Source organism: Modestobacter versicolor, from assembly GCF_041028285.1.
GTDB lineage: Bacteria > Actinomycetota > Actinomycetes > Mycobacteriales > Geodermatophilaceae > Modestobacter > Modestobacter versicolor_A.
In genome coordinates, this window is sequence record NZ_JABGDB010000005.1 from 57,351 (window position 1) to 81,628 (window position 24,278).

The window sequence follows — 24,278 nt, forward strand, 5'->3', positions numbered from 1 at the left end:
CCCCGTCGCCGGTCAGCGCTGCGGACCGATCCCCTGCGCGTTGAGGCCCGCGACGATCTTGCTGGCCTCCTCGAAGCCGATGACCAGGATGCCGTCGGGGTTGAGCTCCACCATCTGCTGCACCTCGGCGTCGAAGTTCGCCGCCTGCGGGTCGTAGACCACCTGGACGACGCTGTCCTCGTCCAGGCCGTCCTCGATCAGGGCTGCCCGGGTGTTCTCCGCCAACCCCACGCCGTAGGGGTCGTTGAGGGCCAGGATGCCCACGCTGTTGTTCCCGTCGCCCCCGATCAGGTCGGCCAGCGCCCGGGCCTGCAGGGTGTCCGGCGGGACCGTCCGGAAGAACAGCCCGCCGTCGGGGTACTCGGTCAGCTCGTCCGAGGTGCTGGCCGGGCTGATCATCATCACGCCGGCCCCGGTCAGCTTGTCGATGACCGTCAGGCTGACGCCGGACGACGAGGCGCCGACGACCGCGTTCACCCCCGCCGCCAGCAGCCGGTCCGCCGTCTGCGTGGCGATGTCGGTCGACGCGTCGCCGGAGTCACCGGTGACCAGCTGCACCGGCTGGCCCAGCACGCCGCCGGCGGCGTTGACGTCGTCCACCGCCAGCTGCAGCGCCGCGAGCTGCTGCAGGCCCTGGTAGGACAGGCTGCCGGTCTGCGGCGTCAGGCTCCCGATCACCAGCGGCGCCCCGGTGGTGCCCGGTGCGGCCGGCGCCGGCCCCTCGTCGGAGCTCGCGTCCGCCGCGTCGCCGACCAGCTGGAAGGTGCGGGCCTCGGTGTCGATCTGGTTGTCGTCGGTGAAGCTCTCGATCGCGTAGCTGCCCTGCGACGGCTCCCCCGCGTCGGTGAAGCCCAGCGGACCGGCGAGGCCGTCGTAGTCGGGGTTCCCACCGGCGGCCACGATGTCCAGGCACGCGCCCGGGTCCGTGCACACCTCACCGCCGAACGTGACGCCGTTGACGTAGGGCGCGAACACCGTCGCCGCGTTGCTGCCGGCCACCTGGGCGGCCAGGGCGGTCACCACCACGGCGTCGTAGGTCTCGCCCGCGGTGTTGAAGTCGGTCAGGTCCGGGTCGATCTCCAGCAGCCGGTCCCGGAAGTCCTGGCCGAGGTCGGTGAGCAGGACGGTGCCCCGCATCCCGGCGAGGGCACCCGGCTCGGTGAAGTCCTCGCCGAGGCCGTTGTTCATGTCGCCGTCGGCCCCGTAGACGTTGACCTGCTTCTCGGCGTCGGCACCCCCGCCGGCACCGTCGTCGTCGGAACCGCACGCGGCGGTGGCGAGCAGGGCGGTCAGGGCCAGGGCGGTGGCCCGCAGGGTCGAGGCGCTGCGCATCGCGGGTGCTCCAGTTCGGTCGGGGGTGGAGGGAGAGGGGTGGGACTCAGCGCATGGCGCTGCCGCCGGCGATCACGACGGTCTCGCCGGTGACGTAACCGGGTTCGGTCAGCCGCTGGACCCAGAGCGCGACCTCGTCGGGCTGGGCGACCCGGCCGAGCGGGATGCCGGCCGCGGCCTCGGCCATCCGGCCGGTGGCGGCGTTGCCCGGCGTGTCCACCCAGCCGGGTGCCACGGCGTTCACCACGATCCGGTCCGGGGCGAGCTCCACGGCCAGCGAGCGGGTGAGCGCCAGGACCGCGGCCTTGGAGGCGCTGTAGAGGAGCTGCCCGGGCGAGACGGCGAAGGCGTCCACCGACGCGAAGTTGACGACCGCCCCGCCGCCGGCGGCCTGCAGGTGCGGGACGACGGCAGCGGTGACGAGCAGCGTGCCGAGCACGTTGACGCCGAAGACCCGGTCGTGGAGCTCGCGGGTGACGTCGGCCAGCGTGGTCGGTGGGTAGATGCCGGCAGCGTTGACCACGGCCCGCACCGTGGCGCCGGAGAGCACGGCGTCGAGTCCGCCGGTGACGGCGTCCCGGTCGGCGACGTCCACCGCGAGCGGGACGAACGACCTCCCGAGGGCGCTGTCGAGGTCGGCCAGCACGTCGGCGTCACGGTCCAGTCCGACCACCCGGTCACCAGCCGCGAGCAGCCGGTCCACGACCGCGCGACCCATGCCGCTGGCCGCCCCGGTGACGACCACGGTCTGCTGGCCGCTCATCGGGCTGCCCCCGACCGCGCCGGCACGGGCGGTCGCTCGGGCGCCGGGGCCGCCGTCCGCTCCAGCCGGTCCAGCACGCGCTGCGACCGGGCCATCTGGGCGGTCCAGACCGGCCGCAGCACGTCCACCGCGTCGGTCGGGGCGCCCGCGGAGGCGAGTTCGTCCGCCAGCGGCCGGGGAGTCCGCCCCTCCAGGGCCAGCAGGCGCACCGCCAGGGCGGCCTGTGCGCTGAACACCGGGAACTGCGCCCCGCGGGGGCTGGCCAACCCCACCGTGTACAGGCGGACGGCACCGACGGGCAGCGTCATCCCCGCCACCCGCAGCGGCGCCCCGTTCCGCCACGTGAGCAGGTCGGGCGCCAGGAAGGGCAGGCTCACCCGGAAGCCGGTGGCCCAGAGCACGGTGTCGAACTCCCCGGTCGTGCCGTCGGCGAAGGTGACCGTCCGGTCGTCGACCCCGGTCACCCCCGGCCGGGCGGTGATCCGACCGTGCTGCAGCCAGTACAGCAGCAGGTCGTTGACGATCGGGGGCTGGCGGTTCAGGTTCCGGGTGGCCGGCTCCTGCAGGCCCGGGTAGTCCGCGGGCCGGCCGACGGAGACCGTCACCAGGGCCCGTTGGACGCGCTCGGCGAGCCAGCCGGGGAGCTTGGCCAGCAGCGGCAGCTGGTTGCGGCCCTTGCCGAAGAACGTCTTGGGCTGGAACACGTGCCCGTGCCGGATGGCGATCGAGACCTGCTTGCGCGCCGACACCGCGTCGACCGCCAGGTCGCACCCGGAGTTGCCCGCGCCGACGACGAGGACCCGGTCGCCCACCAGGTCGGCCGGCCCCGAGTACTGGGACGAGTGCAGCGACCGACCGGTGAACCGGTCCGCCATCGCGGGCAGCGACGGGTCCCAGTGGTGCCCGTTGGCCACCACGACGGCGTCGTGGTGCTCCACACCGCCGTCGGCGGTGGTCACCTGCCACCCGCTCGCCCCGCCGTCCGGGCTGGTGACCGAGGTGACCTCGACGCCCAGGCGGACGTGCCGCCGGAGGTCGTGCTCGTCGGCGAACGCCTCGAGGTAGGAGCGCACCTGGTCGCGGCTGGGGAACAGCGGGTAGTCCGCCGGCATGGGCGCGCCGGCGAACCCGGACACGTCGCGCGGCGTGATCAGGTGCAGCGCCTCGTAGTCGGTGTGCCAGTGACCCCCCACCCGCTCGGTGCGCTCCAGCGCGACGACGTCGTGACCGGCGGCACGGAACACCCGGACCGCCTCCAGGCCGGCAGCCCCGGCACCGATCACGCAGACGCGCGCTGCGCGCCCCCCTGGTCGCCCGACGCCGTCCATGCACCGTCCCCACTCCCCGCGGACCCGGTGGTCGCGTCACGTCGAGTCTGGGGTGGGGGCGGACCGCTGTGAACGGCCAACCACCAGTGCGCTGCACAGGCTCTGCCTATGGCTGGCGACTCCCCCGGTCCCGCTCGGGTCCGCCGTCCGCGGTGCGCTGGAGGGCGTGGATGTGCCGGTGGGCGAGCTCCATGAAGATCCGGGTCGCCGGGGACAGCACCCCGTGGGCACGCGTGATGAAGGCGAAGCGCTCGGCGAACGGCGGGTCGAGCGGCGCCCAGCTGAGCCGCCCCGGGTAGCCGGGCCACCGGGTGACGAGGTAGGACACCAGCGAGTCGCCCAGCCCGTGCGCGGCGAGCTCCACCGCGGCGGTCTGGAACTCCACCTCGATCTGCGGCCGGATCTCGACGCCGGCCCGCTGGGCACGCTCGGTGAGCGTCCGGCGCAGCGGGTCCTCGGCTCCCCAGCGGGCCTCGGACAGGATCAGCGGCGCGTCCGCGAGCTGCTCGATCGTGACCGGCGCCCGGGTGCGCGCCCCGTCGGTGCTCACGTAGACGACCGAGTCGACCAGCACCGGCGGCCCGACGTCGAGACCCCGCTCGTCGATCGGCAGCTGGACGAGCCCGGCCTCCAGCTCCCCGCGGCGCACCTGGTCGGCCACCTCGGAGCTGTTGAGACCGACCACCCGGGTGGTCACGCCGGGGTACTGGGCGCGGAAGTCCCCCACCAGCGCGGTGAGCAGGTACAGGTGCGCACTGGAGAAGGTCCCGAACGACACCGTGCCGCCCGACAGCTCACGGATGTGCCGGACGCTCTCGGTCAGGGCCGCCGCGTCGGCGAGGGTGCGGCGGGCCTGGGGCAGCAGCACCCGGCCGGCCTCGGTGAGCTGCAGCCGGCGGTTGGTGCGCACGAAGAGGACGACGCCCAGGGTGTGCTCGAGCCGGCGGACCTGCTCGGACAGGCTGGGCTGGGCGACGTGCACCGCCTCCGCGGCGGCGACGAACGACCCGTGCTCCACCGCCGCGACGAAGTAGGCGAGCTGCTGGAGGGTGGGCGAGGTCGGCACGGGCTCCCTCATCGGCCGGGGGGTGGTCACGGCGAGTGTCGCAGGGAACGGGCGGACGCCGGTTCCACGTGCAACATCCCGCCGGTCAGGGCACGGTGGCGGGGTGACCGAGACGCGCACGCCCGAGGAGATCAGCATCCCGGTCGCCGGCGGTGAGCTGGCCGCCCTCTACTGGGCCGCCGACGCCCCGGCCGCCCCCCTCGTCGTGCTGGTGCACGGCATCACCGGCAACGCGGCGGCCTGGGGCCCGATCGCCGGTGCGCTGGCCGGGGACTGCGAGGTCGTCGCGGTCGACCTGCGCGGCCGGGCGCGCAGCGCGGGCCTGCCCGGCCCCTACGGGCTGGCCGCCCACGCCGCCGACGTCACCGCGGTGCTCCGCCGGTTCGGAGCCGACGCCCAGGCCGGCGCCCAGGCCACCGTGCTGGTCGGCCACTCGATGGGCGGGTTCGTCACCGCGCTGGTCACCGCCGACTCCCCCGACCTGGTGCACGGGCTGGTGCTGGTCGACGGTGGGCTCCCCTTCGCCGTCCCGCCGGCGGCCGACACCGACGACATGCTCGCCGCCTTCCTCGGCTCGTCGCTGGCCCGGCTCGACGAGGTCTTCCCCGACCGCGCCGCCGTCCGGTCGTTCTGGACCGGGCACCCGGCGGTCGGCCCGTGGGTCGACGAGCCCGACGTCACCGCCTTCCTGCTCCGCGACCTCACCGGCGAGCCGCCCGAGCTGCGCAGCGCGGTGGTCCGCGAGGCGGTGCGGCTCGACAGCGCCGACATGCTGCGCAACGAGGCCGTGCTGGAGGCGACCACCGACCTGCCGGTGCCGGCGACGCTGCTGTGGGCGACCCGCGGCATGCAGGGCCAGGTGCCCGGCCTCTACGACGAGGTGCGGCTGGCCGGGCTGGGCCTGGCCGACGCGCACGTCACCGCCCGCGAGGTGCCCGACACCGACCACTGGTCGATCCTCTGGACCGAGCAGGGCGTCCAGGCCGTCACCGCCACCGTCCGGGAGGCCGCCGCGCGGTCCCGGTGACCACTCAGCGGAGCGCGGGCCGCTCCAGCGGGATCGACCGGGGCACGGCACCGGCCGGTCGCGGACCACCCACCGGGTGCGCCCGCACGGCGAGCACGGCCACGTCGTCCTCGGCGCCGTCGCCCAGCAGCCCGGCCAGCAGCCCGTCGCACAGCTCCTCCAGCGGACGTCCGGCCAGCCCGGCCACCACGGCGCGCAGCGCCTCGCGGCCGGTGTCCAGGTCGCCGGTGCGCCGCTCGAAGAGCCCGTCGGTGAACAGCAGCAGCGTGCTGCCCTCCGGGAGGACCGCGACGCCGTCGGTGCGCGCCCCCGACCAGCCGATGCCCAGCGGCGGGCCGACCGGCGCCGTCAGGTCCACCACCGAGCCGTCGGCGCCCAGCAGCATCGGCATCGGGTGCCCGGCCGACGCCCAGCGCAGCCGGCGCAGACCCGCTGCCCGGTCGACGTCGTCCTGCTCGACCCGGGCGACCAGCGCGGTGGCCAGCGTGGCGACGCCCAGCCCGACGACGGCGAGGTCCACCCGGCGCATGACGTCGGCCGGCGCGCCCTGCCGGTCGTAGGCGATCGCCCGGACCAGCGTCCGCAGCTGCGCCATCACCGCCGCGGCCTCGAGGTCGTGCCCCATCACGTCGCCGATCACCAGCACCGTGGCGCCGTCGGGCTGCAGGAAGGAGTCGTACCAGTCGCCGCCGATCGAGACGTCCTGGGTCGCCGGCCGGTAGCGGACGGCCAGCTCCAGGTCGTCCGGCTGCACCGGCGGCGACAGCAGGCTGCGCTGCAGCCGCTCGGCCACCCGGCTCTGGGCCGTCGCCAGCCGGGCGTTGTCCATCGCCAGGGCGGCCCGCCGGGAGGCGATCTCGGCGGTGCGCAGCTCGGCGTCGGTGAAGGCGCCCCGGTCCGGGCCGGTCACCAGCGTGAGCGCGCCGAACAGCTCGCCGCGGGCCAGCAGCGGGAAGGTGGCCACGCCGGTGGGCGCCAGCGGCGCCAGCGCGGCCCGCGCCTCGGGGGTCGTCATCGCCACCACCTGCTCCGGGGTGATCGACTGGATGACCACCGGACGCCCCTCGCGCAGCGCCGTGGGCACCGGCGCGGTCGCGCGGTTGGTGCTGGCCCGCAGGTCGGCGTAGCGGTGCATGGCCCCGGCCAGGGCCGGGTCCCGGTGGGCGCGGCCGACGTCCCGGCGCCGGCCGTCCTCCACCACGCTCACCAGGCACCAGTCGGCGAGCTGCGGGACGACGAGCTCGGCGAAGCGCTGCACGGCCTCGTCGGCGTCCAGGGTCGAGGTCATGGCCTGGCTGATGTCCCCGAGCAGCATCAGGTGCCGCCCGGCCAGCTCGGCGGCGGCCCCGGCCGCGGCGGCGCGCTCGGCGGCCTCCTCGCGGGCGGCGACCGCCTCGGCCCGCGCCTGCTCGACCGCGTGCCGCCGGGTGACGTCGTCGTAGGTGACGACCAGGCCGCCGTCGGTGCGGAAGGCGTCGACCTGGAACAGGATCCCCAGCGGCTCGAACCAGGCCTCGAAGCTGGCCGGCACGCCGGTCGCCGCGACCTCGCGGTAGTGCCGCTCGAACGGGCCGCCGACCGCCTCCGGGAACCGCTCCCAGATGACCCGGCCGACGAGGCCGTCGACGGTCGCGCCGAGCAGCGCGGCCCCGGCCGGGTTGACGTAGCTGAACCGCCAGTCCTCGTCGAGGACGAACAGCGGGCGGGCCATGCCCTCGACAGCGGGGACCAGGACGTCGGCGCGCCCGGTCCCGCCGTCCGTGGTCATGCCGTCACTCTGCCGCACGGACGACGCCGCACACGACGGACGGGGGAGCAGGGCCGCGTCGCGCGGTCCCGCTCCCCCGTCCGGGGTGGTGCTGGTGGATCGGTGCAGCCCTGGGGGGCTCAGTGCGCCAGGACGATCGACAGGTCGCCCTTGCCGTAGCCGTCGACGTCCACGACCAGGTCGATCCGGTTGAAGGCGGCGGCCAGGCCGGCGATGTCGCCCGGCAGGGACTCCCCCGGCGCGTAGAGCTTGTACAGCTTCGAGTGGTTGACGCCCTCACCGTTGAACATCGACGCGGCGATGTTCACCACCTCGTACACGGCCTCCAGGTGCATCTCGGAGAGCTCGCGCTCGTCGATCGCGTCCTCCAGGCCGCCCTTGGGCAGCAGGGCGAGCGCACCGGCGAACCAGGCGGCCAGCCGGATGTCGAGCAGGCAGAGCGCGGTGGTCGCCATCGTCGGGTCGACGTAGACGGCGACGGCCGGCTTGTCGTTGAGCGACACCGGCTCGCCGGGGGCGACGGTGACGTCCTTGCCGAACAGGCCCTCGAGCAGGTCCCGCACGTCCTTGGCGGTCGGCAGCACGGCCGGCAGCGTGGCGGTCACGCGATCACCCCGTCCAGCACGTCCTTGAAGGTGTCCTCGTTGAACGGCTTGGCGATGAGGAACAGGGCGCCGGCGTTGGCCGCCTTCTCCCGCATCTCCGGGGAGCCCTCGGAGGTGACGAAGCCGAACGGCACCTGCTGGCCGGACGCGCGCAGCGCCTCCAGGCACTCGATGCCGCTCATCTCGGGCATGTTCCAGTCCGAGAGGACCAGGTCGGGCTTCTCGGCGCCGACCAGGTCGAAGGCCTCGCGGCCGTTCTCGGCCTGGATGATGTCGTGGTCGTCGAACCCCGCCTGGCGGAGGGTGCGGATGACGATCTGCCGCATGACGCGGCTGTCGTCGGTCACCAGGATCTTCACAGCGGCTTCTCCTCGATCCGCTCGGCGTGCTGCGCCCCGGTGGCGCCCTGCACGGTGATGGTCAGGAAGTCGCCTCGCCACTGACCGACGAGGGACCGGACGTCGTCCAACCGTCCGCGGGGCGGGGCTGCCCCGACCTGGGGGAGGCCGAGCCGGGACTCGCCCGGCAGGACGCTCTTGATGTTGCCGCCGAGCACGTTGGCGAGCTCGCCCAGCGCGTCGGCGACGTCCTCGGCGTCCACCGTGGACGGCGGGCGCATCATCAGGACGCTCTCGGTGAGCGCCTCGGCCGTGGCCGGGGCGCAGGTGACGACGACCGAGCCGGTCCACGGGCCGAGGATGTCGACCCAGGCGCTGACGACGTCGGCCGGCGGGGGCACCGGCACGGGCACGAAGGCCTCGCCGTCGCCGACCAGCGACGGCCACACCTCGTCGGCGATGCTCTGCACGGTCTCGGCGTCGAGCAGCTCGGTGATCGGCTGCGCGGTGCCGGCCTGCGCGGACAGGGTCACGCGGTCACCTCTTCGGGGAGCAGGCCGAGCAGCGCCAGCTTGTCGCGCAGCGCGTCGGCCGTGAACGGCTTGATCAGGTACTCGTGCGCGCCGGCGGCCAGCGCCTTGACGATCTGGCCGGTCTCGCTCTCCGTGGTGACCATCATCAGCGTCACCTGCCGGTACCCGGGGTTGGCGCGGACGGCGAAGACGAACTGCAGCCCGTCCATCACCGGCATGTTCCAGTCGATGCAGCACAGGTCGGGGACCCAGCCCTCGGCCCGGCCCTCCTCCAGCGCGTCGAGCGCCTGGCGGCCGTCACCGGCCTCCCGCACGTCGTAACCGAAGTCCTTGAGGATCGTGCCGACGATGCGCCTCATGGCACGGGAGTCGTCGATCACCAGAGCTCTCACGTCAGGATCCCTTCCGTGGGCGGTACGCGGAGCCGCGGCCGAGGACGACCCGCTCCCAGTTGTCGTCGACCCCGAGCGTGGTCTCGGCGGCGCCCAGGAACAGCCACCCGTCCGGGCGCATGAGCTGGCGCACGCGGGTCAGGATCTGCTGCTTGGTGGGCAGGTCGAAGTAGATGAGCACGTTGCGCAGGTAGACCACGTCGAAGGGGCCCAGCCGGGGCAGCGGTGCGGCGAGGTTGCACTCGCTGGCGGTGACCATCCGGCGCAGCGCCGGGGAGATCTCCCACTCGTTGCCGGCGCGGGTGAAGTGCCGCACCAGCATCGAGGCGGGCAGCCCGCGGTTGACCTCGAGCTGGCTGAAGCGGCCGGCGCGGGTGCGCTCGACCATCTTCCGGGACAGGTCGGTGGCGGTGATGGACACCCGGGTCGCGGCGTTGGGCAGCGCGTCGGCCAGCAGCATCGCGATCGTGTAGGCCTCCTGCCCGCTGGAGCAGGCCGCCGACCAGATCTGCAGCCGCTCGTCGGGACGGCGGGCCGCCAGCAGCTGCGGGAGCACCGTGCCGGCGAAGGAGGTGAACGGGTCGCCGTCGCGGAACCACGACGTCTCGTTCGTGGTCAGCGCCTCGACGATCCGCCGGGTCTTGGCCGCGTCGGGGCGGCTGCGGACGGACTCGACCAGCTCGCTGACGCCGGCGCAGCCCAGCTGCTGGGCCATCGGCAGCAGCCGGGCCTCGACCAGGTACTCCTTGCCCGGCTGCAGGACGATCGCGCTCTCGCGGTGCACCAGCTGGCGCACCCAGTCGAAGCTCGTGGCGGTGAGGGTCACCGGTTCCCTCCGATCCCGGCGCGGACGCCGGTGCGGGCTGCGGCGAAGGCGGCCGCGGGACGGGGGGTGGGGAGGAGCCGGAGGATCGCCTCGGCGACCCGGCCGAGCGGGACGACCTCGTCGGCGAAGCCGGCCTGGGTGACCGCGCCGGGCATGCCCCAGACGACGGAGGTGGCCTGGTCCTGGGCGATGACGCTGCCGCCGGCCTCGCGGATCTGGCCGGCACCGGTGCGGCCGTCGGAGCCCATGCCGGTGAGCACGACCCCCAGGACGGCGCCGCCGTAGGCGGCCACCGCGGACCGGAACAGCACGTCGACGGCCGGGCGGCAGAAGTTCTCCGGCGGGGCCTGGTTCAGCGCGGTGCGCTTGGCGGCGCCGCTGGTGCCGATGGTCAGGTGGAAGTCACCCGGGGCGATGTGCACCGTGCCGGGCGCGATCGGGGTGCCGTCACCGGCCTCGACCACGGTGAGCGCGCACAGCCGGTCCAGCCGCTGGGCGAACTGCCGGGTGAACACCGGGGGCATGTGCTGCACCAGCAGCACCGGCACCGGCAGCGTGGCCGGCAGCAGCGGCAGCACCTTGGTCAGCGCCTCCGGCCCACCGGTGGAGGAGCCGATGACCAGCACGGCCGGCTCCTTGGGCGCGCCGGCCCGCGGGGCCGGCGGGCGGACGGCGACCGGCGCCGCGACCGGCGCGGCCGCGGCGCCGCTGCTGGCCGGGCGGCCGGTGAGGGCCTTGATCTTGGGGATGAGCTGCTGGCGCACGCTCTCCATCGACTGCGCGACGCTGCCGACGTTGGCGGGCTTGGTGACGTAGTCGTTGGCACCGGCCGACAGCGCGTCCAGGGTGGCCGAGGCACCCCGCTCGGTCAGCGTGCTGAACATGATGATCGGCACCCGGTTGCGGGTGGCGCGGATCGCGCGCACCGCCTCGATGCCGTTCATGTCCGGCATCTCGATGTCCATGGTGACCAGGTCGGGCTTGAGCTGCTCGAGCTTGCTCACCGCCAGCCGGCCGTTCGGCGCGGTGCCGACGACGGTGATCATCGGGTCCGCGGACAGCACGTCGGTCACGATCTTGCGGACGACGACGGAGTCGTCGACGACCATCACCCTGATCTGTTCCACGCGTTCCCCCGCAGCCTGTGTTCCGGCCGGTAGGGCCGCTCCCGACTGTTATCGGCACCGGCCGACGGGGTCTTGAGCGGGATCGCGGGGCAGCTGGGGCATCACCCCACGAGCGGGAGCGACCTGCCCGTCACCATCTGCCAAGGGGCGCCGAGCACGGCCAGCGACTCCTCGTCCAGCAGGTCGCCCATGGCCAGCCCCTGCACGCAGCCGGCCAGCGCGTTCCAGACGCCCTCGGCGCCGTCCCGCGGGGTGAGGCCGCTGTCACCGAACGCGACGACCGCCTGCAGCTGGGCGGCGGCGAGGGTCCGGGTGCGCCCGGAGACGTGCGCGGCCCAGGCGGCACCGTGCATCGCCGCGGCCCACGGGCGCCGCTGGGCGCGGGTGGCGTCGACCGCGAGGCGCCAGCGGCGGCGGCCGGGCTCCCCCAGCGCGCGCAGCTCTCCGAGCAGCTCGTCCAGGGCCGGGGCGGCCGGCCCGAGGTCGGGCCCGGGCAGCGGCGCCCAGGCGGCGACGGTCGCGTACGGGCCGGTCAGCTCGGACCGCACCGGGTCCTCGAGCGCCTCGGCGGCCCACCAGCCGGTGGCCGCGTCGGCCAGCACGTCGGCGGCCCGGACGGCGACCGCGGGGTCGAGGTCGGCCACGACCGGGTGCTCCGGCCCCAGGACGTCGTCCCGGACCAGCCGTTCGAGGGCGGGGGTGTTGCCGATCGTGCCGCGCTCCAGCAGCGCCACCAGCCGGGCGGTGCGGTCGTCGGCACCCCCCACGGCGGAGCCGGCGTCGCGCAGCTGGGGCACGCCGCCGGCGGCCAGCTCGTGCGCCCGCCGGGCCCGGACGGCCTGGGCGGCGCGCTCGCCGTCGGGCAGGCCGGCGGCGGGGTGGCCGTCGGCGAGCCGGTGCAGGGTGGCGGCGTCGGCGCCGAGCCCGCTGAGCAGCACGTCGGCGACCTGCCGCCCGGCGGGCAGTCGGACCAGGTCGAAGCCGAGCGTCGCAGCGCTGACCAGGGAGTAGGGCACGTCGCCTCCAGTGGTGTGGTCAGGCAATCGTGGGCGCGCCGCCCCCGGGATGCCACGCGGCCGTCACCCGCCCGCAGGACGGCGCACGGACGGCGACCGCGTGTTCGGTTCGGTGCGTCAGTGCCCGCTCACGCTCAGTCACAAACGCGCCACCCGTACGAGGAGCGAGCCGCCGTCCTGCGGGCCCCGGAACGCACGACGGCCGCCCTCCCAGGGGGAGGACGGCCGTCGCGGGGTCGGTCAGAAGGTGAAGCGCGCGACGCTCCCCCGCAGGTCGCTGGCCATCCGGGACAGCTCGTCCACGGCCTGCCGGCTCTGGTTGAGCGCCTGGGTGGTCGACGACGCGGCCGCGGAGACGCCGGTGATGTTGGTGGCGATCTCGGTGGAGCCGCCGGCTGCCTCCTGCACGGAGCGCGACATCTCGTTGGTCGTGGCGGTCTGCTCCTCCACCGCGCTGGCGATGGTCAGCTGGTAGTCGTTGATCGAGCCGATCACCGTGGAGATGCCGGTGATGGCCTGCACGGCCCGGGCGGTGTCGCCCTGGATGGCCTCCACCCGGCGGGCGATGTCCTCGGTGGCCCGCGCCGTCTCCTGCGCCAGCTCCTTGACCTCGTTGGCGACCACGGCGAAGCCCTTGCCCGCCTCACCGGCCCGGGCAGCCTCGATGGTGGCGTTCAGGGCGAGCAGGTTGGTCTGCTCGGCGATCGAGGTGATGACCTTGACCACGGCACCGATCTCCTGCGAGGAGGTGCCGAGCTTGGTGATCGTCTGGGTGGTCTCCTCGGCCTCGGTGACCGCCTGGGCCGCCACCCGGGCCGCCTCGTTGGCGTTCTGGCTGATCTCCCGGATCGACGCGCCCATCTCCTCGGCCCCCGCGGCGACGGTGCCCACGCTGCGGGACACCTCCTCCGCCGCGGCCGAGACCACACCGGACTGCACGGAGGTCTCCTCCGCCGAGGCGGAGATCTGCGCGGAGGACGCCGACAGCTCCTCCGAGGCGGCTGCCACCGCGTCCGAGGACGCGACCACCGAGGTCATGACGCCGCGCATGCTCAGGACCGCGGAGTCCAGGGCCTGGCCCATCTGGCCGAGCTCGTCGCGGGTGGTCAGCCCGGCACTGCGGGTGAGGTCGCCGCCGGCCAGCGCGTCGGCCACCGCCTTCACCTTCGCGGTCGACCGGGCGATCGTCGAGGCGACCACCCAGCCCAGGCCCAAGGCCACCGCGATGCCGACGACCATGATGAGGAGCGAGGTGGTCCGCTGGGACTCGTAGTCGGCCCGGATGGTGGCCGCGGCGGCCTGGGCGTCGCCGGCCTCCAGGTCGCGCAGCTCCTGGATCCCGTCGCTGATCTCGGTGGCCAGCGGCGCACCAGTGGTCTCGTTCTGGGCGATCCAGGTGGTGAAGTCCCCGGCGGCCGACAGCGGGCGCAGGACGGTCTGCTGGAAGGCGATGTACTCGTCCATGCTCGCGGTCACCTCGTCGACGATGGCCTGCTTCTCCGGCGTGACGCCGGTTGCGACGTAGGCGGCGATCGCGTCGGTCATCTCGGCGGAGAGCGTGTCGACGGCGGCGACGGCCCCCGCCGGGTCCGAGCTCACGATGGTGTCCCGGACGTTGACCCTGATGTCGCCGAGCAGGCCGTCCATGTCGGCGGCGGCGGCGACCCCGAGCACGTTGCTCTGGTACAGCTGGTCGGCCTGCTCGGCGGCGCCGCTGAGCGCGGTCAGGCCCATCACCCCGATGCCGGCGGCGACGGTCCCGGCGATCCCCGCCGTGGCGAGCACCTTGGTGCGCACGCTGCGGTCGCCCCACCATGCGGTGGGCCGGGCGGTGGGGGGCGTAGCTGGCATGGTCGTTCTCCTGGTCCAGGACATGTGCGGGAGGCGCGGTGCTGCGCGGCACCGGCGCGTTCCCGCGCCGTCGGTGCAACGACATTCTCGGCGCCGGCACCGGCTGCTCACCTCGAATCGGGAAAGTGTCCCCGCCGCCGGGGAAATGGTCGGGTCACCATTCCCGGCAGTCCATTTGTCGACATCCCGACCATTCCGCCCCGCCACCCACTCCCCTCCCGACCCACCCCCACGCGTGGGAAGGCGCGCGAAACCACGCGTGGGAAGACGCGCGAAACCACGGCGTGGGTAGGCGCGCGAAACCGTGCGGGCGTCGTCCGCAGGTCGCCCCGGGCGGGCGGGGACAGCACGGCGGCCGCCCCACCCGTGGAGGGTGGGACGGCCGCCGGTCCTGCTCCCTACGCCGGACGGCGCGGGGGTGGTGCTCAGTAGACGAAGCTGGCGACGCTCCCCCGGAGGTCGCTGGCCATCCGGGACAGCTCGTCCACGGCCTGCCGCGTCTGGTCCAGCGACTGGTTGGTCGAGGCCGCAGCCGTCGAGACGCCGGTGATGTTGGTGGCGATCTCGGTCGACCCGCTGGCCGCCTCCTGCACCGACCGGGACATCTCGTTGGTCGTGGCGGTCTGCTCCTCCACCGCGCTGGCGATGGTCAGCTGGTGGTCGTTGATCGAGCCGATGATCTCGCTGATCCGGCCGATCGCGTCCACGGCGCCGGCGGTGTCGCCCTGGATCGCCTCGACCCGGCGGGCGATGTCCTCGGTGGCCCGCGCGGTCTCCTGCGCCAGCTCCTTGACCTCGTTGGCGACCACGGCGAAGCCCTTGCCCGCCTCACCGGCCCGCGCCGCCTCGATGGTGGCGTTGAGCGCCAGCAGGTTGGTCTGCTCCGCGATCGAGGTGATCGCCTTCACGACCGCACCGATCTCCTGGGACGACGTGCCGAGCTTGGTGATGGTGGTCGTGGTGGTCGCTGCCTCGGTGACCGCCTGCGCGGCCACCCGGGCCGCCTCGTTGGCGCTCTGCGAGATCTCGCGGATGGCGCCGGTCATCTCGTCGGCGCCGGCCGCGACGGTGGCGACGCTGCGCGACACCTCCTCGGCCGCGGCCGAGACCACCCCGGACTGGGCCGAGGTCTCCCCCGCCGACGCCGAGATCTGGGCGGCGGACGCCGACAGCTCCTCCGAGGCGGCGGCCACCGCGTCGGCCGACGCGGCCACCCCGCCGACGACGGTGCGCAGGTGCTGCTGGGCGGTGCCGAGCGCGGCGGCCATCTGGCCGACCTCGTCCCGGGACGCCACGGCGGAGTCGACGGTGAGGTCACCGCTCGCCATCGCCTCCAGCGAGCGCTTCACCCGGTTGATCGGGCGGGACAGCGAGCGCAGGGTGAACAGGCTCAGGCCGACGATGAGCACCAGGCCGACGCCCACCGCGACGGTGCCCAGGGTGTTGGCCTGGCCGATCGCCGACAGCACGCGCGCGTCGGCGGTCGCCACGTCGGCCGACAGCGCGTCCTTGGCCGCCCCCACGGCGGCGTCGGTGACGTCGTTGGCGTCCTGGATCGCGGCGTAGGACGCCTGGGCCAGCGGCTGGTCGACCACGGCCAGGTCCACGATGCCGGCGATGGCCTCGGTGTACGCGCCGAAGCTGTCCTCCAGCGCGGCCACGGTGCGCGCCGAGTCCCCGGTGAGCGGCACCGCCGCGAGCTCGTCGAGCAGGCCCTGGGCGGTCGCGACGTCGTCAGCGAGGTTCGGCAGCTCGGCCGCCGGGTCGGGCCGGACCAGCGCCCGGAACGCGTCGACCTTGAACTCGCTGGCCCGGGTGTCGAGCTGCAGGGCGAGGTTCTGCGCCTGGTTGAAGGCGGCGCTCTCGTGCTGGGCCTCGCGCACCTCGGCGTTGGACGTCAGCAGCGTGGCGAGCAGGACGGCGAAGGTCAGCACGACCACGCCGACCAGCAGGCCGAACTTGACGGCGAGCGGCCGGTCGGCGAACCAGCCGGAGCGGGCCGGGGTGGGGGAGCGCATGGCGGGTCTCCTGGGGAGGCGGCAGGTCGGGGACGGACGGCTGGGGAGAGCACTCGCGATCGGCCCGGCCGCTGCGCAGGAATGGCGGGACGAGAGGCGCGGGCACCATGGTGGGGGATGCGGTAATGCTCATTACCGTTCTGGACGGCGTGTCGCGCCACCGATACGAGAAAGGTCGTGTCACCGCCCCAGGAATGGTCGGGGAAAAGGCCGCGGCCGCCACTCCGCCCGGGGAAGGGAGCAGAGCAGCGGCCGCGGGGGCACGGTCCCCGCACGCGGCGGGGGTCGTTCGTCAGTAGGAGAAGCGGGCCACCGTCGTCCGGAGGTCGCTGGCCATCCGGGACAGCTCGTCCACGGCCTGCCGGGTCTGACCCAGCGCCTCGGTGGTCGACGACGCGGCCGTCGAGACACCGGTGATGTTGGTGGCGATCTCGGTCGACCCGCCGGCCGCCTCCTGCACCGACCGGGACATCTCGTTCGTCGTCGCCGTCTGCTCCTCCACCGCGCTGGCGATGGTCAGCTGGAAGTCGTTGATCGAGCCGATGATCTCGCTGATCCGGCCGATGGCCGACACCGCGCCGGTGGTGTCGCCCTGGATGGCCTCCACCCGGCGGGCGATGTCCTCGGTGGCCCGCGCCGTCTCCTGGGCGAGTTCCTTGACCTCGTTGGCCACGACGGCGAAGCCCTTGCCGGCCTCGCCGGCCCGCGCCGCCTCGATGGTGGCGTTGAGCGCCAGCAGGTTGGTCTGCTCGGCGATCGAGGTGATCACCTTGACCACGTTGCCGATCTCGCGGGACGAGTCGCCCAGCTTGACCACGGTGGCGTTGGTGGTCTCGGCCTCGGCCACGGCCTGCGCGGCGACCCGGGCCGCCTCGTTGGCGTTCTGGCTGATCTCCCGGATCGAGGCGCCCATCTGCTCGGCACCCGCCGCGACGGTCGCCACGTTGCGGCTGACCTCCTCGGCGGCGGCCGACACCACGCCGGACTGGGCGGAGGTCTCCTCCGCCGAGGCGGAGATCTGCGCCGACGACGCCGACAGCTCCTCCGAGGCGGCTGCCACCGCGTCCGAGGACGCCACGACCGACGCCATCACCGAGCGCAGGTTGGTCTGGGCGGCGGCGAGGGACTCGGCCATCTGGCCGATCTCGTCGCGGTCACGCACCGTGGGCAGCACGGTGAGGTCGCCCTCGGCCATCGCCTGCACGGAGGTCTGCACGGAGCGGACGGTGGCCAGGATGCGGCGGACGACCAGCAGCGCCAGTCCGGCGGCCACGACGATGGCGATGACCGAGGTGACCAGCAACTGGGTGATCGAGCTGCTCGCCTCCTCCGCCGCCTGCGCGTTGCGGGCCGCGGCCTGGGCCGACTGCGCCTCCCCCTCGGCCTCCAGGCCGTCGGCGATCTGGGTCAGCAGCGGGCTGGAGACGTCCCGGTAGACCTGGGCGAAGCCGGCCAGGAACCCGGCGTCAGCGGTCGGGAACAGCTGGCTCGCGTTGGTGGCGAGGAACTGCGCCCGAGCCTCGGCGTAGGAGTCCATCGCGGTCTGGTCGACGACGTAGGGCTGGTACTCGGCCAGCGCGGCGTCGACGTCGGCCTGCTTCTCGTCCATCTCGCCGAGCAGCTCGACCCGGCGGGCGGCGTCGGAGACGGCGTACTCGAGCACGCGGGCGCGGTGCGCCGCAGTGGCCCGCTGCACGGCGGACAGCGAGTTCAGCGGCTTGAGGTTCTCGGTGTAGATCGCCTCCTGGCCGTCCCGCATCTCACCGATCCGGCTGACGGCCAGCAGGTTGGTGCCGAGGACCACGACGGCCAGCAGGGTGATGACCGCGCCGATCTTCACCCCGATCGGGCGGTCGGCGAACCACCCGAGCCGCCGGGCGGGGAGTGCGGTGCTGCTCATGACGTCGTCTCCAGGAAGCGGGTGGGGGCGGGCGGGGCGGTCGGTGCGGGGGCTCTGGTCACGTGCCGACGGCGCGGTTCACGTCGAGGGCGAGGAGCAGCTGGCCGGAGAGCTTGTAGGCGCCCCGGATGAGGTCGCGCGCGGCGCCGTCGAGGGTGTCCGGCGGGCCCTCGAAGTCGCGGAGGTCGACGTCCACCACGTCGGCGATGCTGTCGACGAGCAGGCTGACGGCCTCCCCGTGCAGCCGGACGACGATGACGACCGCCTCCTGGCCCTCCGGGCGCGGCGTGCGGCCGAGCCGCTCGCGGAGCTCGATCGCGGTGACGACCTGGCCGCGGAGGTTGATCAGGCCGGCGACGGCCGACGGGGCCAGCGGGACCCGGGTGATGCTCTGGCTGCGGAGCACCTCCTGGACGTGCTCCACCTCGACGCCGAACAGGTCGCCGTCCAGCCAGAAGGTGGCCAGCTGGCTGGTCGCCGGCATGCCCGGCGCCTTCGTCGCGGTGCTCACGTCAGACCTCCATCAGGGGGGCGGTGGGGGAGACGCCGTCGAAGTCGAAGGCGCCGAGGTCCAGGCCGGCGGGGGCGCTGCCGGGCGCCGGGCTGTAGAAGGCCGGGTCGGCGGCGAGGATGGCGGCGCGGACGTCGAGCAGCTCGGTGACCCGGTCGCCGATGACCGCCGAGCCGAGCAGGCCCAGGTCGTCGATGTCGCTCTGCACCGAGGCCTCGCCGTCGACGATGTCGAGGATCTCCTCGACGACGATCGCGACGCTGCGGCCGTGGTCGGCGTAGACGATGACCTCGAGGACCTCGCGGTCGGAGTCACCGAAGGCGCCCAGGTGCCGGTCGAGCCGGACGATCGGCAGGATCGCCCCGCGGTACTGGACGACCTCCCGCGAGCCGACCCGCTCGACGGTGTCGCTGCGCACCTGCTCCAGCCGGGTGACGGTGTCCAGCGGGATCGCCACCCGCCGGCCACCACCGATGGCGGCCAGCAGCATCCGCTGCCGCTCGGCCCCGGCGGTGGCGGCGACGGCGCCGACCCGCTGCTCCTGGCGCTCGGCGGACTCCGGGCGCAGCGCCCGGCGGGCCAGGGCCTGCACGTCGAGGATCAGCGCGACGGCGCCGTCCCCGAGCACGGTCGCCCCGGAGTACAGGCCGATCGCCTTGAGCTGGCCGCCGACGGCCTTGACCACGATCTCCTCGGTGTTGATGACCCGGTCGACCACCAGGCCGAACCGGCGGCCCTCGGAGCTGAGCACGGCGATGACGACGTGGCCGTCGTGCCGGTCCGACGGCAGGCCCAGCACGTCGGCCAGGTGCACCAGCGGCAGCAGCTCGCCGCGCAGCCGGTAGACCGAGGCGCCACCGACGTCCTCGACGGCCGCGGCGGCCTTCTCGGCGTCCAGGGCCACGAGCTCCTGCAGGCTGATCTGCGGGATGGCGTAGCGGTCGCCGGCGCACTCGATGGTGAGGGCCGGGACGATGGCCAGGGTCAGCGGGATGCGCAGCCGGGTGCAGGTGCCGCGACCGGGCACCGACTCGACCTCGATCGTGCCGCCGATGGACTCGATGTTGGTCTTGACGACGTCCATGCCGACGCCCCGGCCGGAGACGTTGGTGACCGCGGCGGCGGTGGAGAAGCCGGGCAGGAAGACCAGCTGCAGCACGTCGGCCGGGCTCATCCGGGCCAGCGCGTCGGGGCTGAGCAGGCCGCGCTCGACGGCCTTGGCGCCGATCTTGACCGGGTCGATGCCGGCACCGTCGTCGGCGACCTCGACCACGACCTGGCCGCTCTCGTGCCGGGCGCGCAGGGTGAGCACGCCCTCGGTGGCCTTGCCGGCGGCCGCGCGGCCGGCGGCGGCCTCGATGCCGTGGTCCACGGAGTTGCGGACCAGGTGGGTCAGCGGGTCCTTGACCGCCTCGAGCAGGGTCTTGTCGAGCTCGGTCTCCCGGCCCTCCATCTCCAGCCGGACGGACTTGCCGCACTGCAGCCCCAGGTCGCGGACGACGCGGGGGAGCTTGCTCCAGATGTGGTCGATGGGCTGCATGCGCGTCTTCATGACGCCCTCCTGCAGCTCGCTGGCAATCAGGTTCAGCCGCTGCGAGGCCCGGACCAGGTCCTGGTCGGTCTGCCGGCCCACGTACTGGACGATCTGGTTGCGGGTGAGCACGAGCTCCCCGACGAGCAGCATCAGCGCGTCGAGCAGGTCGACGTCGACCCGGATGGTGCTGTCGGCGACGGCCCGGCGACCGGGCTGCGCACCGTTGCCGCCGTGGTCGTCCCCGGTGTCCGGGGCGGCGGGAGGAGCGGGCACCTCGGCCACGGGGACCTCCTTCGGGGCCTCGACGGGGGCCGCGGCCACCGCCACGGCGACCGGCGGGACGTCGGCGGGCAGCTGCTCGGCGGCGGGCACCGGCGCCGGCGACGGCACGACCGGGGCCTTGGCCCGCGAGGCGCGCTTGGCCGGGGCCTTCTTCGCCGGCGACCGGGGCGCAGCGGCCTCCGGTGCCGCGGCCTTCGGTGCGGCGGCCTGGTGCGCCCGCGGGGCGGGGATCTCGGCAGGGATCTCGGCGGGCGCCTCGACGACGGGGACCTCGGCGACGGGCGGCTCGGCGGGGGCGGCCGGCTGGTCCTCCAGGGCGGCGCTGATCGCGGCGACCGCGGTGGCGACCTCCACCGACCCCTCGCCGCCGGTGGCCTCGATGGCCGCCAGCAGCGCGCGGATGGTGTCGACCATCTTCAGCAGCGCGTCGGTGCGGTGCGGGGTGAGGTCGAGGGCGCCGTCCCGGAGCCGGGAGAGCATGTTCTCCCCGACGTGCGCGATCTCCTCGAGCTTGTTGAAGGCGAGGAAGCCGCTGGTGCCCTTGATCGTGTGGATCGTCCGGAAGATGCTCGAGAGCCGTTCCCGCGACCGCGGGTCCTGCTCCAGGGCCACCAGGTCCTGGTCCAGCTGGTCGAGGTTCTCGTGACTCTCCACGAGAAACTCCTCGACGATGTCGTCCAGACCTTCCACGCCTGCCTCATCCCCTTGGTGCCGTGACGGGCCTGCCCCGCACAGCGATTGGTTCTTCGGCACGCTCTCGCACCATTCCAGGTGAACAAACGACGCGCGCCGACCTTTTTCAGAATTGCCGACGACCTGCACGAAATGGTTCTTCGTGCCCATGTCGACAATTCCCTGTCGTCGTGACACCGCCGGCACAGGACAGGGCCTGGCACACCGGTGTGGAGACCTGATCGGCAGCGGCCGCGGGCACCGTGACCGGCCGCCGGTCGCGGGGGACCGGCGGCGGGGGAGGGCGGGGGACGAGCGCCCTGCTGGGGCGGGTGGTGCGCGAGGAGAGGCCGCGCACGCAGTTCCGTCAACGACGGAACTGCGGCGCGGGTCGGGGGCTCAGCGGGAGAGGGCGGTGACCAGTCGCTCGAGCAGCTCGGGCACGGCCCCGAGGTCGGGCAACCGGTGGGTGGCGGCGGTGTCGCCGTCGCCGATCTTGACCGTGACGTCGTCGACGCCCAGCGCCCGGAAGCCGTCCTCGTCGGTCACGTCGTCGCCCAGGTACAGGACCGCGCGGGCACCGAGCTCGTCGCGCAGCCGCAGCAGCGCCGTCCCCTTGTCCGCGTCGGTGACCGCGAGCTCCAGCACGTCCTTGCCGGGCTTGGCGGTGTGGTGCGGTCCACCGGCAGCGGCCGCGCGCTCCAGCAGCGCCCGGGCCGCCGCGGGGTCGGCCACGGTGCGCACGTGCACGGCCACCGCAGCCGGTTTGACCTCCAGCCGGGCGCCGGGCACCGCATCGACCAGCGGGGCCAGGCTGCCGGCCAGCTCGTCCCGGGCCGCGCGGAGCTCCCCGGCCAGCGGTCCGTCGAACTCGGCGCCGTGGCTGCCGATCCAGCGGTACGGCCCGGTGATCGCGCTGGTGAGCTGCAGGTCCTCGACCCCGCGGCCGCTGACCAGCGCGACGGTGACGCCGTCCACGCCGGCGAGCCGGTCCAGCAGGTCGGCGATCCCCGGCTCCAGCACGGCGGCGGCGGGGTCGTCGCGCAGCCGGGCGAGCACGCCGTCGTAGTCGCTGGCCAGCAGCAGGGGCCGGCGGGTGGCCAGCTGGTCCAGCGCGGCGGTCAGGGCGGCGTCGAGCATGCTCAGGCCTGCGCCTTCAGCGAGTCGAAGAACGAGTTCGCCCAGTGGTCGAGGTCGTGCTTGGTGATGTACCGGCGCATGGCCCGCATCCGCCGGGTGCCCTCGGCCGGGTCCATCCGCAGTGCGCGCAGCAGCTGGTTCTTGACCCCGGCGATGTCATGCGGGTTGACCAGCAGGGCCTGCTTGAGCTCGGCGGCCGCCCCGGCGAACTCGCTGAGCACCAGCACCCCACCGCCGTCGCCGCGGGCCGCGACGTACTCCTTGGCGACCAGGTTCATGCCGTCCCGGTAGGGGGTGACCAGCATGACGTCGGCGGCCCGGTACATGGCGGCGAGCTCCTCCCGGGGCATCGACTGGTTGAAGTAGCGCACCGCGGAGCCGGCGATCGAGCCGTAGAGGCCGTTGATGTGACCGACCTGCTGCTCGATCGTCTCCCGCATGGTCACGTAGTGCTCGACCCGTTCGCGGCTGGGCGTGGCCACCTGCACGAAGACCGTGTCCGGCACCTCGATGGCGCCGTCCTCCAGCAGCTCCTGGAAGGCCTCCAGCCGCACGCTGATGCCCTTGGTGTAGTCCAGCCGGTCGACGCCGAGGACGATCTTCTCCGGCTGGCCGAGCTCCTCGCGGATCTCCGCGGCCCGGGCCAGCACCTCGGGGGAGCGGGCGAGGGTGTCGAAGGAGGCCACGTCGATCGAGATCGGGAAGGCCTTCGCGAGGACGGTGCGTCCCTCGTAGGAGATCGTGTTCGCCTTGGTCGGCAGCTCGTGCAGCCGCCGGGCCAGGTTGACGAAGTTGGTCGCGGCGGCCGGCTGCTGGAAGCCGATCAGGTCCGCCCCCAGCAGGCCCTCGATGATCGCCGAGCGCCAGGGCAGCTGGGTGAACAGCTCGTAGGGCGGGAACGGGATGTGCAGGAAGAACCCGATCGTGAGGTCGGGCCGGCGCTGCCGCAGCATCGCGGGCACCAGCTGGAGCTGGTAGTCGTGCACCCAGACGATCGCGCCCTCGGCGGCCACCTCGGCGGCCCGGTCGGCGAAGCGCTTGTTGACCTGCACGTAGGCGTCCCACCAGGTGCGGTGGTACTCCGGCTTCTCGACGACGTCGTGGTAGAGCGGCCACAGCGAGGCGTTGGAGAACCCCTCGTAGTAGCGGTCGACCTCCTCCTCGGACAGCGGCACCGGGACCAGGTGCATCCCGCCGGACTCGAAGGGCTCCGGCGCGTCACCCGCCGCCCCGGACCAGCCGACCCAGGCGCCGCCGCGGCCGGCCACGAAGGGCTCGAGCGCGGTCACCAGCCCACCCGGGCTGCGCTGGTAGTGCGTCGTCCCGTCCGGTTCGGTGACCTGGTCGACCGGCAACCGGTTGGCGACCACCACCACCGGGCTGTCCGCCCTCACCTGCTGACCTCCGGTGCCCGCTGAGTCCGTCATCCCCGCCGACCCTAGGCGACTCCGGGGTGGTGCCGCTCACCTGCTGCTCAGCGGACGGCGAGGAACCCCACCGCGGCGGTGCCCGTCCCGAGCAGCACGGAGCCCAGCAGGTAGACCACCGCGCGGCCGACCGCGCGCTCCTCGACCAGCCGGACGACGTCCGCACCGTAGGTGGAGAACGTGGTCAGCGTGCCGCAGAAGCCGGTGCCCACCAGCGCCACGACGGCGGGGGAGACGCCGCGCAGGCCGAGCAGCACCCCGAGCACCGCGCTGCCCACCACGTTCACCGTCAGCGTGCCGGCGACGCTGCCCGGACCGCGGCGGGCGGTGGCCACCCGGTCGGCCAGCAGCCGCAGCGGGGCACCGGCCAGCGCGCCGAGCACCACCAGCAGCGGCGTCACCGGAGGGCCGCCCGACGAGCCGGGAGCGCACGGCCGAGCCGGACCCCGGCCGCCGCGGCCAGCACCCCGCCGACCACCGAGACGACCACGTAGCCGAGGGCGACCCCGCCCCGCCCGGCGTCGGCGAGCTGGACGGCGTCGACGCTGAAGGTGGAGAAGGTGGTGTACCCGCCGAGCACCCCGGTGCCCAGGAACGGGCGCAGCAGCGGCCGGTCCGGGTGCCGGGCGAACACCGCCGCCAGCAGCACCCCGAGGACCAGGCAGCCGGTCAGGTTGACCAGCACGGTCGCCCACGGCCAGGCGCCGGCCGGGTGGGGGAGCGCCACCCCCACAGCCCAGCGGGCCAGCGCGCCCAGCCCGCCGCCGACGGCCGCGGCGACGTAGGGGGAGACCCGGTCGGGCAGCGGCACACCGGGAGCAT

At 74.1% G+C, this 24,278-nt stretch carries 22 protein-coding genes; 1 reads left to right on the forward strand and 21 read right to left on the reverse strand.

Going from position 1 to position 24,278, the window contains the following annotated elements:
* Positions 1–12: 12 nt before the first annotated feature.
* From HL054_RS16430 to HL054_RS16445, 4 genes are all read right to left on the reverse strand, one after another.
* Complete coding sequence (locus tag HL054_RS16430) at positions 13–1,332, reverse strand: ABC transporter substrate-binding protein (RefSeq protein WP_369140105.1); 1,320 nt, start codon at positions 1,330–1,332, stop codon at positions 13–15.
* A 46-nt stretch (positions 1,333–1,378) separates the two neighbouring features.
* On the reverse strand, positions 1,379–2,095 hold the full coding sequence (locus tag HL054_RS16435; RefSeq protein WP_369140106.1) for an SDR family NAD(P)-dependent oxidoreductase: 717 nt from the start codon (positions 2,093–2,095) through the stop codon (positions 1,379–1,381).
* Positions 2,092–3,378, reverse strand: a complete 1,287-nt coding sequence (locus HL054_RS16440) for a flavin-containing monooxygenase (protein ID WP_369140107.1) — start codon at positions 3,376–3,378, stop codon at positions 2,092–2,094. The genes HL054_RS16435 and HL054_RS16440 overlap by 4 nt, the downstream gene beginning before the upstream one ends.
* A gap of 151 nt (positions 3,379–3,529) precedes the next feature.
* Positions 3,530–4,501, reverse strand: coding sequence for a LysR family transcriptional regulator (locus HL054_RS16445; protein ID WP_369140108.1), 972 nt, complete (start codon positions 4,499–4,501; stop codon positions 3,530–3,532).
* Between the two features lie 91 nt (positions 4,502–4,592).
* Here HL054_RS16445 and HL054_RS16450 point away from each other — a divergent pair, with 91 nt between their 5' ends.
* Complete coding sequence (locus tag HL054_RS16450) at positions 4,593–5,516, forward strand: alpha/beta fold hydrolase (RefSeq protein ID WP_369140109.1); 924 nt, start codon at positions 4,593–4,595, stop codon at positions 5,514–5,516.
* A 4-nt stretch (positions 5,517–5,520) separates the two neighbouring features.
* On the opposite strand, the gene HL054_RS16455 is transcribed toward HL054_RS16450, so the two are convergent.
* The 17 genes from HL054_RS16455 to crcB form a co-directional block, all read right to left on the reverse strand.
* Positions 5,521–7,284 carry a SpoIIE family protein phosphatase gene (locus HL054_RS16455; RefSeq protein WP_369140110.1) on the reverse strand — a complete coding sequence of 588 codons (1,764 nt, stop codon included), beginning with the start codon at positions 7,282–7,284 and terminating at the stop codon, positions 5,521–5,523.
* Positions 7,285–7,403: 119 nt separating this feature from the next.
* On the reverse strand, positions 7,404–7,889 hold the full coding sequence (locus HL054_RS16460) for a hypothetical protein (RefSeq protein WP_369140111.1): 486 nt from the start codon (positions 7,887–7,889) through the stop codon (positions 7,404–7,406).
* Entirely contained in the window at positions 7,886–8,248 is a 363-nt protein-coding gene (locus tag HL054_RS16465; protein WP_369140112.1) for a response regulator, read from the reverse strand. Before HL054_RS16465 ends, HL054_RS16460 begins: the two co-directional genes overlap by 4 nt.
* On the reverse strand, positions 8,245–8,760 hold the full coding sequence (locus HL054_RS16470) for a chemotaxis protein CheX (RefSeq protein WP_369140114.1): 516 nt from the start codon (positions 8,758–8,760) through the stop codon (positions 8,245–8,247). Before HL054_RS16470 ends, HL054_RS16465 begins: the two co-directional genes overlap by 4 nt.
* Positions 8,757–9,152, reverse strand: a complete 396-nt coding sequence (locus tag HL054_RS16475; protein WP_369140115.1) for a response regulator — start codon at positions 9,150–9,152, stop codon at positions 8,757–8,759. Before HL054_RS16475 ends, HL054_RS16470 begins: the two co-directional genes overlap by 4 nt.
* A gap of 1 nt (position 9,153) precedes the next feature.
* Positions 9,154–9,978, reverse strand: a complete 825-nt coding sequence (locus HL054_RS16480) for a CheR family methyltransferase (protein ID WP_369140116.1) — start codon at positions 9,976–9,978, stop codon at positions 9,154–9,156.
* Complete coding sequence (locus tag HL054_RS16485; RefSeq protein ID WP_369140117.1) at positions 9,975–11,105, reverse strand: protein-glutamate methylesterase/protein-glutamine glutaminase; 1,131 nt, start codon at positions 11,103–11,105, stop codon at positions 9,975–9,977. Before HL054_RS16485 ends, HL054_RS16480 begins: the two co-directional genes overlap by 4 nt.
* Before the next feature lie 101 nt (positions 11,106–11,206).
* A complete protein-coding gene (locus HL054_RS16490; RefSeq protein ID WP_369140119.1) occupies positions 11,207–12,121 on the reverse strand; it encodes a hypothetical protein in 915 nt (304 codons plus the stop codon).
* Between the two features lie 240 nt (positions 12,122–12,361).
* On the reverse strand, positions 12,362–13,972 hold the full coding sequence (locus HL054_RS16495) for a methyl-accepting chemotaxis protein (RefSeq protein WP_369140120.1): 1,611 nt from the start codon (positions 13,970–13,972) through the stop codon (positions 12,362–12,364).
* Between the two features lie 425 nt (positions 13,973–14,397).
* Entirely contained in the window at positions 14,398–15,990 is a 1,593-nt protein-coding gene (locus HL054_RS16500) for a methyl-accepting chemotaxis protein (RefSeq protein ID WP_369140121.1), read from the reverse strand.
* 292 nt (positions 15,991–16,282) lie between these two features.
* Positions 16,283–17,890, reverse strand: a complete 1,608-nt coding sequence (locus HL054_RS16505; RefSeq protein ID WP_369140122.1) for a methyl-accepting chemotaxis protein — start codon at positions 17,888–17,890, stop codon at positions 16,283–16,285.
* Between the two features lie 58 nt (positions 17,891–17,948).
* On the reverse strand, positions 17,949–18,401 hold the full coding sequence (locus HL054_RS16510; RefSeq protein ID WP_369140123.1) for a chemotaxis protein CheW: 453 nt from the start codon (positions 18,399–18,401) through the stop codon (positions 17,949–17,951).
* A 1-nt stretch (position 18,402) separates the two neighbouring features.
* On the reverse strand, positions 18,403–20,907 hold the full coding sequence (locus HL054_RS16515; protein WP_369140124.1) for a chemotaxis protein CheA: 2,505 nt from the start codon (positions 20,905–20,907) through the stop codon (positions 18,403–18,405).
* Between the two features lie 381 nt (positions 20,908–21,288).
* On the reverse strand, positions 21,289–22,029 hold the full coding sequence (gene otsB / locus HL054_RS16520; protein WP_369140125.1) for a trehalose-phosphatase: 741 nt from the start codon (positions 22,027–22,029) through the stop codon (positions 21,289–21,291).
* A gap of 2 nt (positions 22,030–22,031) precedes the next feature.
* Entirely contained in the window at positions 22,032–23,423 is a 1,392-nt protein-coding gene (locus tag HL054_RS16525) for an alpha,alpha-trehalose-phosphate synthase (UDP-forming) (protein WP_369140126.1), read from the reverse strand.
* 80 nt (positions 23,424–23,503) lie between these two features.
* Positions 23,504–23,857, reverse strand: coding sequence for a fluoride efflux transporter FluC (locus HL054_RS16530; RefSeq protein WP_369140127.1), 354 nt, complete (start codon positions 23,855–23,857; stop codon positions 23,504–23,506).
* Positions 23,854–24,267, reverse strand: a complete 414-nt coding sequence (crcB, locus tag HL054_RS16535) for a fluoride efflux transporter CrcB (protein WP_369140128.1) — start codon at positions 24,265–24,267, stop codon at positions 23,854–23,856. Before crcB ends, HL054_RS16530 begins: the two co-directional genes overlap by 4 nt.
* Between the last annotated feature and the right edge of the window lie 11 nt (positions 24,268–24,278).